Origin of the sequence: Duganella levis (assembly GCF_009857605.1) — a bacterium.
Classification (GTDB): domain Bacteria; phylum Pseudomonadota; class Gammaproteobacteria; order Burkholderiales; family Burkholderiaceae_D; genus Rugamonas; species Rugamonas levis.
Window position 1 is genome coordinate 41,645 of record NZ_WWCT01000033.1, and the last position, 10,277, is coordinate 51,921.

The 10,277-nt window shown below is 62.5% G+C and carries 10 protein-coding genes; 2 read left to right on the top strand and 8 right to left on the bottom strand.

The features are described 5' to 3' along the window. Positions 1-6 precede the first annotated feature (6 nt). The 6 genes from GTP69_RS27900 to GTP69_RS27925 form a co-directional block, all read right to left on the bottom strand. Positions 7-1,803 carry a DUF1800 domain-containing protein gene (locus GTP69_RS27900; protein ID WP_371868162.1) on the bottom strand — a complete coding sequence of 599 codons (1,797 nt, stop codon included), beginning with the start codon at positions 1,801-1,803 and terminating at the stop codon, positions 7-9. 239 nt (positions 1,804-2,042) lie between these two features. After that, the gene (locus tag GTP69_RS27905) at positions 2,043-4,295 is read right to left on the bottom strand and encodes an arginine/lysine/ornithine decarboxylase (protein ID WP_110847703.1); all 2,253 of its coding nucleotides are present in this window, start codon (positions 4,293-4,295) and stop codon (positions 2,043-2,045) included. A gap of 196 nt (positions 4,296-4,491) precedes the next feature. Beyond that, positions 4,492-5,061 (bottom strand): DUF4337 domain-containing protein, encoded by a 570-nt coding sequence (locus GTP69_RS27910; protein ID WP_161057940.1) that lies wholly within the window; start codon positions 5,059-5,061, stop codon positions 4,492-4,494. Between the two features lie 18 nt (positions 5,062-5,079). Continuing rightward, the gene (locus GTP69_RS27915; RefSeq protein WP_161057941.1) at positions 5,080-5,565 is read right to left on the bottom strand and encodes a dihydrofolate reductase; all 486 of its coding nucleotides are present in this window, start codon (positions 5,563-5,565) and stop codon (positions 5,080-5,082) included. A gap of 68 nt (positions 5,566-5,633) precedes the next feature. After that, positions 5,634-6,413, bottom strand: coding sequence for an anti-sigma factor family protein (locus tag GTP69_RS27920; RefSeq protein WP_161057942.1), 780 nt, complete (start codon positions 6,411-6,413; stop codon positions 5,634-5,636). Continuing rightward, entirely contained in the window at positions 6,403-6,945 is a 543-nt protein-coding gene (locus tag GTP69_RS27925; protein WP_161057943.1) for a sigma-70 family RNA polymerase sigma factor, read from the bottom strand. Before GTP69_RS27925 ends, GTP69_RS27920 begins: the two co-directional genes overlap by 11 nt. 186 nt (positions 6,946-7,131) lie before the next feature. Between GTP69_RS27925 and GTP69_RS27930 the strand changes: the two genes are divergently transcribed. Then, on the top strand, positions 7,132-8,007 hold the full coding sequence (locus GTP69_RS27930; RefSeq protein WP_161057948.1) for a metallophosphoesterase family protein: 876 nt from the start codon (positions 7,132-7,134) through the stop codon (positions 8,005-8,007). A 3-nt stretch (positions 8,008-8,010) separates the two neighbouring features. Then, positions 8,011-8,364, top strand: coding sequence for a cupredoxin domain-containing protein (locus tag GTP69_RS27935; RefSeq protein WP_161057944.1), 354 nt, complete (start codon positions 8,011-8,013; stop codon positions 8,362-8,364). Between the two features lie 8 nt (positions 8,365-8,372). On the opposite strand, the gene GTP69_RS27940 is transcribed toward GTP69_RS27935, so the two are convergent. Continuing rightward, the gene (locus tag GTP69_RS27940) at positions 8,373-9,068 is read right to left on the bottom strand and encodes an alpha/beta fold hydrolase (RefSeq protein ID WP_161057945.1); all 696 of its coding nucleotides are present in this window, start codon (positions 9,066-9,068) and stop codon (positions 8,373-8,375) included. After that, positions 9,065-10,036, bottom strand: a complete 972-nt coding sequence (locus GTP69_RS27945) for a thymidylate synthase (protein ID WP_161057946.1) — start codon at positions 10,034-10,036, stop codon at positions 9,065-9,067. The genes GTP69_RS27940 and GTP69_RS27945 overlap by 4 nt, the downstream gene beginning before the upstream one ends. Positions 10,037-10,277: the final 241 nt, after the last annotated feature.

Genomic DNA, 10,277 nt, shown 5'->3' on the forward strand with positions numbered 1-10,277 from the left:
CCTCTTTTAGCGTTGGGCCAGGTATTCAGGCGAGGCCATCGTCAGGAAGATGGCCAGGTAGACGCGGTTCTTTTGCGCCGTCGCGATGGTGGCGGCGTTGGTGGCGGTGGCGGCCGGCAAGGCGACACCGTTCAGCGCCGTGATCAGCTGGTTGCGCAGCGTGCCCGACATCTGGCCGCCAACCAGCAGCAGGGCGACGCGGTCGACCAGTTGTGCCGGCTGCGCCGCCAGCGCCAGCTCGGCGCTGTAGTCGGGCTGGATGTCGCGGCCACTGCCGGCGCCGTTGGGGATCACGCCCTGCATGTAGTTCAGATAGCCCGTCACCGACGGCTCGCCAGTGATCTGCATCTCCGGCGCCACCATGCCGGCGGCGGATAGCGCGCTGCCCGGTGGCGTGTAGCCGGGCCGGAAGAAGTTGAAGACGGATGGCGCGCGCAGCGCCGACTGGCCTAGACCGCTCAAGGCATCGTCCGTGCCGACCATGGTGAAGCGGCCGCTGGTCGACTTGGCGTTGAAGGCGCGCATCCAGTTGACCATGCGCAGCACCGGCTCGCGCAGCTTCTTGGCGCTGCCAGTGGCGGCGGCTTCCGGATCGAGCAGCACGGCGCGGATCACGGCGCGCATGTCGCCGCGCACGCCGGCGCCGTTGTTGTTGAATGCGGCGGCCACGCGGCTGATATAAGCTGGGCTCGGATTGCTGGAGACCAGGCGCTGGATTAGCTGGCGGCCGATGAACGGGCCGACGTTGGGATGGTTGAATAATGTATCGAGCGCCACCTTCAAGTCGGCCTCGGCGCTGCCGTTGGTCGTCACGCCCAGGAAGGTCTTGGCCGAAGTGGAATGGTAGGCGCTATAGCTCTGCATCGGCGTCCAGTCGCGCGCTGGATCGGCGTTGCCGCCGTTGAAACGGGTAGCGCTCTGGTCGGGGCCGGCCCAGCTCCAGCCGGTGAACACCTTGGCCAGGCCCATGACATCGTCGTGGGTATAGGTTTCGATGGGCTTGCCGCCACTGGTCTTGATGCTGCCGTCCTGGTTCAGCTGATACAGTCCGATGGTCATCAACTGCATGACCTCGCGCGCGAAATTTTCATCCGGCACGCGGGCGCCGCTTTCCTTCTGGTTGCGCATGTGGCTCAGATAAATGCCCATCATCGGATGCAGGGCCACGCCTTGCAGCAGATTGCGGAAATTGCCGAAGGCGTTCTGGCCCAGCATGTCGTAATAGCCGGCCACGCCGGCCGAGCGCGTTCCCACGTTCGGATCGACCATGGAAATCACGAAGATCTGTGACAGGGCAAAGGTGGCGCGCTGGCGCAACTGGTCGTCGCCGATGGCGGCCTGCTTCCAGAACGATTCAAGCATCGAATAAGCCGTCAAGCCGCCGGCGGCCGTTCTTTCCTGGATGTAGTCACGGTGCAGCGTTTGCGGCATCGCAAATTGCGCATTTATCCAGGCGCTCTTGCTGCTGGCGGCCAGCGCGTCGATCGATGCGGCGGTCGGGCCGAAGGTGGCCTGCGCCAGGAACTGCGAGGCGGCCGCCTTGGATAGCGTGATGGCAGCGTCGCCGGCCGGTGCCGCCGGGGTGGACGGGGAGGCTGGCGCGGCCGGTGCTGTCGGCGTACTCGGTGCAGTTGGCGTGGTCGGCGTGGTCGGCGCCGCCGGATCGGCTGGCGTTGTCACCACGGCGCCGCCCGCGCTGCTGCTCGGCGCCGTGCTGCCGCTCGACGTGCTGCCGCCACCGCCACCACCGCAGGCGGCCAGCGTCAACATCACAGCGACCAACAAGGAAGAGGAAAGTTTCACGATATTGCCCATTGGAATTAACGGGCTCAATTGTAAAACTGAGTGACGTACGGAAACTTATTTTGTTTCTTAGCGAACAGCCAAAGTTAAGCTATTCTAATTTTTATCGCCGACGATGAGGCGAAATTACGGAAAGTTGGCCGAACTTATACGATTGAAAACTAAGATGATTGTTTGTAAATGTCACATCCCCACAACGAAAAAGGCAGCCGAAGCTGCCTTTTGGATTTGCGTGATGCTTATTGCTTAACGCAATCTACGAAGTAACCGCGCTTGCCATCCACCTCGCGCTTGACCAGGCCGTGGACGTCGGTCTCGAAACCTGGGAAGCGTTCGTTGAAGTCGCGCGCGAAGCGCAGGTAGTCAACGATGGTCTTGTTGAAGCGTTCGCCTGGAATCAGCAGCGGAATGCCCGGTGGGTAAGGCGTCAGCAGGATCGAAGTGATGCGGCCTTCCAGTTCGTCGATCGCCACGCGTTCGATTTCGCGGTGCGCCATCTTGGCGAACGCGTCCGACGGTTTCATCGCCGGGACCATGTCCGACAGGTACATTTCGGTGGTCAGGCGGGCGACATCGTAGGCCTTGTAGAAATCGTGGATCTGCTGGCACAAGTCGCGCAGGCCCATGGTTTCGTAGGTCGGATTGGCGGCCGCGAATTCCGGCAGAATGCGCCAGATCGGCTGGTTCTTGTCGTAGTCGTCCTTGAACTGTTGCAGTGCGGTCAGCAGCGTGTTCCAGCGGCCCTTGGTAATGCCGATGGTGAACATGATGAAGAACGAGTACAGGCCGCACTTCTCGATGATCACGCCGTGCTCAGCCAGGTACTTGGTGACGATCGACGCCGGAATGCCGGTGTCGTCGAACTTGCCGTCCAGCGACAGGCCAGGGTTGACGATGGTGGCCTTGATCGGGTCCAGCATGTTGAAGCCCGGCGCCAGCTTGCCGAAGCCGTGCCAGTCGTCTTCCGCTTTGATGATCCAGTCTTCGCGCGTGCCGATGCCTTCTTCGGCGAACTCGTTCGGGCCCCATACCTTGAACCACCAGTCTTTGCCCCATTCGGCATCGATCTTCTTCATGGCGCGGCGGAAGTCCAGCGCTTCCAGGATCGATTCTTCCACCAGCGCGGTGCCGCCCGGCGCTTCCATCATGGCCGCAGCGACGTCGCACGAGGCGATGATCGAGTATTGCGGCGAGGTCGAGGTGTGCATCAGGTAGGCCTCGTTGAAGGCGTCGCGGTCCAGCTTGACCGACTCCGATTCACGCACCAGCACCTGCGAGGCCTGCGACAGGCCGGCCAGCAGCTTGTGGGTCGACTGGGTCGAGAAGATCATCGACTCCTTGGCGCGCGGACGGTCTTTGCCGATCGCGTGCATGTTCTTGTAGAAGTCGTGGAAGGTGGCGTGCGGCAGCCACGCTTCGTCGAAGTGCAGGGTGTCGATCTGGCCGTCCAGCATTTCGCGCAGGGTTTCGACGTTGTACACCACGCCGTCGTAGGTCGACTGGGTGATGGTCAGGATGCGCGGCTTCTTGTTCACGGCTTCGCGGGCGAATGGATTCGCCTCGATCTTGCGCATGATGCTTTCCATCGTGAACTCTTCCAGCGGAATCGGACCGATGATGCCCAGGTGATTGCGGGTCGGCATCAGGAACACCGGAATCGCGCCGCACATGATGATCGAGTGCAGGATCGATTTGTGGCAGTTGCGGTCGACCACCACGATGTCGCCCGGCGCCACGGTCGAGTGCCAGACCATTTTGTTCGAGGTCGAGGTACCGTTGGTGACGAAGTAGCAGTGGTCGGCGTTGAAGATGCGGGCGGCGTTGCGCTCGGATTTGGCGACCGGACCGGTGTGGTCCAGCAGCTGGCCCAGCTCTTCGACCGCGTTGCAGACGTCGGCGCGCAGCATGTTTTCGCCGAAGAACTGGTGGAACATCTGGCCGATCGGCGACTTCAGGAAGGCCACGCCACCCGAGTGACCCGGGCAGTGCCACGAGTACGAACCGTCGTTGGCGTATTCCACCAGCGCGCGGAAGAACGGCGGCGCCAGGCCGTCCAGGTAGGACTTGGCCTCGCGGATGATGTGGCGCGCGACGAATTCCGGCGTATCCTCGAACATGTGAATGAAACCGTGCAGTTCGCGCAGGATGTCGTTCGGAATGTGGCGCGAGGTGCGGGTTTCGCCGTACAGGTAGATCGGGATGTCGGCGTTTTTGTAGCGGATTTCTTCGACGAAGGCGCGCAGCGACTTCAGCGCAGTATCGGTGTCTTCCACCGAGCCGGTGCCGAATTCTTCATCGTCGATCGACAGCACGAAGGCCGACGCGCGCGATTGCTGTTGGGCGAACTGGGCCAGGTCGCCGTAGCTGGTCACGCCCACCACTTCCATGCCTTCTTTTTCCATCGCATCGGCCAGGGCGCGAATGCCCAGACCGGACGTGTTCTCAGAACGGAAATCCTCGTCAATAATGACGATGGGGAAACGAAATTTCATGCATGTCTCCAAAAAAGCAAGCCGCCCCTGACAGGATGTGAAGGGGCGGACAGGGCGCGACCAAAGTGGCCGCAAAAAATAAGAACGGGATTCTCGCAGAAATAGCGCTAATGCGGGAAAAAAATTATCGTACCAGAATGCATGAGTAGCATGACGCCGCCATGACAGGCGGCAATTGCCACTCAGTTAATGTTGCCTAGTGGACTAACCACGCCAGGCCGCCCAACACTAGGCCGACGCCGGCCACGCCGTAGGCCAGGCCCATCATCCACTTCTTGCGGGTCAGCAGGGTGATGGCGGCCAGCGAGATGGCGATCTGCTCGGCGGTGGTGGCCAGTGCCCACTGGTGATGCTTGTGCATGGCCTCGTCCGACTTCTCGTTCCATTGCTTGGACGATTCCTCGAACTTCTCCGCTTCCTTCTTGATGTCTTCCTTATCGTGCTTGTAGCGGGCGGCATCGGCTTCGTAGCGTTTCGGATCGACGCCGGGCAAGGTCATGGCCAGTTCGGCCAGATTCTGGCGGGCCGACTTGGCCTGGTAGTAATTCCAGCGGTTGGCCGCCTCGGTCTTGTCGATGGCGGCGTTGTTCTTGAACAGGGCGGCGTCGTTCTGGGTGGCGCCGCCGAGGTAGCCGAAGGCCGCGCCGACGGTGGCCAAGATGGCCGTCATCACGGCGATGTTGTTGGAGAAGCCGTCGCTGCCGTGGGCAGCGTGTTCCACCGCGTGATCGTGCGGGCCGTGGACGTGGAAGCCTTCGCTAGACATTGGGTATCCTCTTACTTGTTATGCCTTGCGGCGCAGGGTGACAAAAGCGTAGTGCAAACCGGATGCTTCGGCGACGTGTTCCTCGCGGGCGGTTTCCTGCCAGGCGGCGGCGTCGATCTCGGGGAAGAAGGCATCGCAGTCGAAGGTATGGGCGATTTGCGTAATAATCAACTGGTCGGCCAGCGGCAGCGATTGCTGGTAAATCTCGGCGCCGCCGATGACGAAGCCCTCGGCGCCGTCCAGCAGCGAGATGGCGGCGTCAATCGAGCCAACGGTTTCAACGCCTTCGTGCGACCATTTATCGTTACGCGTAACGATAATGTTGCGGCGGTTCGGCAGTGGCCGGCCGATGGAGTCGAAAGTCTTGCGGCCCATGATGATCGGATGGCCGGTGGTGGTGCGCTTGAAGTGCGCCAGGTCTTCCGGCAGCTTCCACGGTAGCGTGTTGTTGATGCCGATGCCGCGCTGGGCGTCGGTGGCGACGATGATGGTCAATAAGCTCATGGGTTCTGCAATAAGGTAATGAGCCGGTATTATCGTTCAAAACCGCCGCCGACGGCAGGACGAACTTGCTACTGCGCCGATTGCGCTTGCGCGGCCTGCAGCCGCCGGGAAAAGTCTTGCAGATCCGGCGCCGCGATGTCGGAAACGGCAGCGTATTGCATGCCGTCCTGGGTCCAGCGCAGCAGGTGGAAACCCTGATGGGCGGCTGCATGAGGGGTGCCGTCGTGCTGCGCGGTCTGCGGCCACACGTACAGGTTGATGATGTGGAGCCGGTGCCGGTAGGCCAGCGCCGCCACCGGCCGTTGCTGAAGGTAGTCCAGCCGGCCGCCGATCAGCGGATATCCCTGCGTTGCCAGGTCATGCACTGGCGGCGAGTAATCCAGCTTGCCGGCAAACCAGGGCTTGACGGTGTGTTGGTCGGTGGAGGCGACGTCCGCCAGATGCTCCGGCATCAGCGCGCGGAAGTGGCTGGCCACCAGTTCGCGCTCGGCCAGGTCGTCCTGCGACGGCTGTGCCAGATACAGCGACAGTGTCACGGCAAAGGCCGTGGTGGCGCCGGCCGCCAGCCCCAGGTTGATCCAGGCCCAAGACCAGCGGCGCGGGCGGGCGGCGGGCAGCGGCGGCCTGTTGTCGTGCAGTGCCGCGTGGATGCGGTGGCGCAGATAGGCTGGTGCGGCATAGTGGGTGGCGTCGACCTGTAACTGGTCTTGCAGCACTTCCAGCTGCGCCAGCGCAGCGCGGCAGCTTGCGCATTGATCCAGGTGGGCTTGTACCTGCTGTAGTTCGGCACCGTCTAGTTCAGCGTCCAGATAGGCCGACAATTCCTCGCGGCTGAGTTTACAGTCCATCCTGACCTCCCTGTTTCAAATAAGCGAGCAACAGCTTGCGCGCCCGCGCCAGGCGCGACATCACGGTGCCGATCGGGATGTCCACCACCTGCGCGATTTCCTTGTACGACAAATCATCCATCTCCTTCAGCACCAGCACTTCACGAAACGCGTAGGGCAGGCGGCTCAGGGCCGCGTCCACGCTGCGGCCGGCGTCGCGCGCGGCGGTGATGGCGGCCGGGTCGCTGACGCCGTCCTGTTGCGGCTCTTCCGGCAGCTCGTCCAGCCCCAGGTCGGCGCGCTGATGCCGGCTATTGCGCTGCGTGGTGTAGTAGGTGTGACGGACGATGGTCAGCAGCCAGGTGCGGGCGTCGCCACCGCGAAAGCCATCGGAAAAACGAAACGCGCGCAGATAGGCGTTCTGCACCAGATCATCGGCGTCGTGGGCGTTGCGGGTCAGCCAGCGCGCCAGGTTGTAGGCGGCATCCAGGTGCGGCATGGCCAGCGCCTCGAACTGCGCGGTTTTATCGGGATCGCCCAAAAGCTTGTCCATCGTAGTGGTCCAGACTATGAAGACTCGATGCCGGGCATTTTTATTCCCGTTTTTAAAATAAAAAAATCAGCGGGAATAAGCACGTGGCGATGCGGGTTTGACTCAGTGCGGCTTGCGTGTCCTGATGTCGATTATGCCATGGATGCGCAGCCCTCTTTTTCAATCGGCGACGGGAGACACATCATGATGGATCGCAGGGAGTTTTTAAAGCTGGGCGCGGTGGGCGGCGGCGCCGTTTTTATCTCGGGCCTGTATGGACCGGCGCTGGCGGCTGCGGGAAGCGAGGACTTTTATTTCGTGCAGCTGTCCGATTCGCACTGGGGCTACAAGGGACCGGCCAATCCGGATGCGCAGAATACCCTGAAGCAGGCAGTGGAGCGTGTCAATGCGCTGACGGAGCCGCCGGAGTTCATCGTCTTTACCGGCGATTTGACGCATACCACAGACGATCCGGACGAGCGCCGCCGGCGCATGGCGGAATTCAAGGAAATCATCGTCGGGCTGAAGGTGAAGGACATCCACTTCCTGCCGGGCGAGCACGATGCATCGCTCGACAATGGGGCGGCGTATCAGGAGTTCTTCGGCCCCACGCATTACAGCTTCGATCACAAGGGCGTGCATTTCATCGCCATCGATAACGTCTCGGACCCCGGCGCGCGCATCGGCGAAGCGCAACTGGCGTGGCTGAAGGCCGATCTGGCGACGCAGGCGCAAGACGCGCGCATCGTGGTGCTGACGCACCGGCCCTTGTTCGACCTGGCGCCGCAATGGGACTGGGCCACGCGTGATGGCGCGCAAGCCATTGCGCTGCTGATGCCATATGAGAACGTCACCGTGTTTTACGGGCATATCCACCAGGAGAACCACCACATGAGCGGGCATATCGCCCACCATGCGGCGAAGTCGCTGATCTTTCCGCTGCCGGCGCCAGGTTCCCAGGAGAAGCGTACACCGCTGCCGTGGGACGCGGCGGCGCCGGCCAGGGGGCTGGGCCTGCGCGAAGTCGCGGCGCGCGCCAGTGCCGGCATGCAGATCACCGAACTGCCCGTTGTGAAGGGATGAGCCATGCAGGCGAAACGTAGATTACTGTTGGCTGCACCGCTGTCGCTGGTGGCGCTCGGCGTACTGCACGCGGCAAGCAAGGAGCGCGTGATTCAGATCGAGGCGCGCAAATTCCGCTTTACGCCCAATGTCATCGAACTGAAAAAGGGTGAGACCGTGGTACTGGAATTGACGGCGGTGGATTTTCCGCATGGTTTCAGCGTGCCGGATTTTAGAATCCGCGAAGATCTGATCATGGGCAAGCCGGTGCGCGTCACGATCAAGGCGGACAAGGTCGGCCAGTTCGGCTTCTTATGCGATAACTTTTGCGGTGGCGGCCATGAGGAGATGGCCGGCACCATTATCGTCAAGGCCTAGCCCGGCGGTCAGCGTGGGTAGAACGCCCGCAGGTAGCCGGCCAGCACCTGCGGCGCTTCCAGCGGCATCATGTGGCCTGTGCCGTCGTCCAGCATGTGCAGCTGGGCGCCGGGCCAGCTGGCAGCGAGTGCGCGGACGTCGTCGGCGGGCGCCAGATTGTCATGTTCGGCGCCGATGATCATGGCCGGGCAGCGCAGGGTGTGGACGCGGTCCATCAGCTCCGGGCGCTCGATGGTGCTGCGGAACTGCGCCAGCAGCACGTCCTTGCCGAGGTCCACGGCCATTTGCTGGATCACGCCGACGATGGCAGGATCGTCCATGTGCTCAGGCGCGACGATTTCGCGCAGGCGCATCTGGGTCATGCCGGTGTAGTGGTTTTTTTCCAGCTGCGGAATGATGCGCAGGCGCGTGGCTTTTTCCTTGTCGAGCAGCTTTTTGCCGGCGCTGCCGATGATGGTCAGCGAGGCCACGCGCTCGGGATGGGCCAGCGCGTACTCCATCGCCAGGTAGGCGCCCAGCGAAAAGCCGACCAGATTAGCTTGCGGCGCGCTGTGGGCGCCGATCAGCTCCAGCATCTGCTCGCGCGTTTGCGCCTTGTACAACGGCACGTGGTTGAATTCAAAGCCATCGCCCAGCAGCGGCAGCAGCCGGCCCCACATGCGCTCATCGCACAGCGTGCCGGGCACGAAATCCAGACGCATCATACGGCCATGGCGGCGGTGATCGGTGCATGGTGCTGGTAGCCTTCCAGCGCGAAGTCGGACGGTTCGATTTTTTCCAGCCATTCCGGTTCGTACTTGCCGGTTTGCGCGAAGGACGGCACGCGGTCGGCGATCACCAGTTGCGGCAGCGGGAACGGTTCGCGCTTCAGCTGCTCCTGCACCATCTCCATGTGGTTCTCGTAAATATGGGCGTCGCCGATGAAGTAGGTGAACCAGCGCGGCGTGTAGCCGGTCAGGCGGCCCACCAGATGCATCAGCGCCGCGCCTTCCGCCAGGTTGAATGGCGTGCCCAGACCCAGGTCGTTCGAGCGTACGTAGAGGCACATCGACAGTTCTTTAGTGGTCGGATTAGGCAGGAATTGATACAGCAGATGGCAGGCCGGCAGGGCGACGGCGTCCAGCACGGCCGGGTTCCAGCCGTGGAACAGGATGCGGCGGCTGCCGGGATTATTCACGATCGTGTCCAGGCACTCGCGCAGTTGGTCGATGGCTTTGTAGAGCAGCACCTTCTGCACGCCGTCTTCTTCAATCGGCGCGACCACGGTGAAGCCGTTCTTTTGCGCGTCGGCCAACTGGGCTTGCTGATCGGCGTCGATCACCTTGTAGCCTGGCCACTGGCGCCATTGCACGCCGTAGACCGGGCCCAGGTCGTCGGTGCCCTGGCGGTATGGGTTGTCCAGCCATTGCTGGTTTTCGTTGGCGTTCTGGTCCCAGACCTTGCAGCCCAGTGCGCGGAAGTCGGCGGCGCTGCGCGAGGCGCGCATGAAGGCGCACAACTCGCCCACCACGGATTTGAATGCCAGCTTCTTGGTCGTCACCGCAGGAAAACCCTTGGTCAGGTCGAAGCGCATCATTGCGCCCGGCACGCTCAGCGTGCGGATGCCGGTGCGGTTGTCCTGCCAGCTACCGGTGTCGATGACGGTCTGGATCAATTCCTGGTATTGCTGCATTCAATTCTCCAACGTGTTCGGTGGTGCAAAAACGGTTATTTTAGCAGGGCGGCCGGGTGGCCGCCTGCGGCTCAACGCGGGCCTGGCTTGCCTTTGCGGGCACCCGGCTTGGCGGCGGCACGGCCGTCGGAGCGGGCCTGCGATTTGGCGCCGCGCGCGCCGGTCACCACCACGGCGCCTTTTGGTGCACCGAAGCCGCCTGCGCCTTTGCTGCGCGGCGGGGCGCTGCGGCCGGCCGGTG

Excerpts from the sequence above, each read along its gene's own strand:
- GTP69_RS27915 (WP_161057941.1), bottom strand. The coding sequence starts at position 5,565 with ATGAGCTTATTGACCATCATCGTCGCCACCGACGCCCAGCGCGGCATC.
- GTP69_RS27935 (WP_161057944.1), top strand. The coding sequence starts at position 8,011 with ATGCAGGCGAAACGTAGATTACTGTTGGCTGCACCGCTGTCGCTGGTG.
- GTP69_RS27925 (WP_161057943.1), bottom strand. The coding sequence starts at position 6,945 with ATGGACAAGCTTTTGGGCGATCCCGATAAAACCGCGCAGTTCGAGGCG.
- GTP69_RS27905 (WP_110847703.1), bottom strand. The coding sequence starts at position 4,295 with ATGAAATTTCGTTTCCCCATCGTCATTATTGACGAGGATTTCCGTTCT.
- GTP69_RS27940 (WP_161057945.1), bottom strand. The coding sequence starts at position 9,068 with ATGATGCGTCTGGATTTCGTGCCCGGCACGCTGTGCGATGAGCGCATG.
- GTP69_RS27910 (WP_161057940.1), bottom strand. The coding sequence starts at position 5,061 with ATGTCTAGCGAAGGCTTCCACGTCCACGGCCCGCACGATCACGCGGTG.
- GTP69_RS27920 (WP_161057942.1), bottom strand. The coding sequence starts at position 6,413 with ATGGACTGTAAACTCAGCCGCGAGGAATTGTCGGCCTATCTGGACGCT.
- GTP69_RS27930 (WP_161057948.1), top strand. The coding sequence starts at position 7,132 with ATGGATCGCAGGGAGTTTTTAAAGCTGGGCGCGGTGGGCGGCGGCGCC.
- GTP69_RS27945 (WP_161057946.1), bottom strand. The coding sequence starts at position 10,036 with ATGCAGCAATACCAGGAATTGATCCAGACCGTCATCGACACCGGTAGC.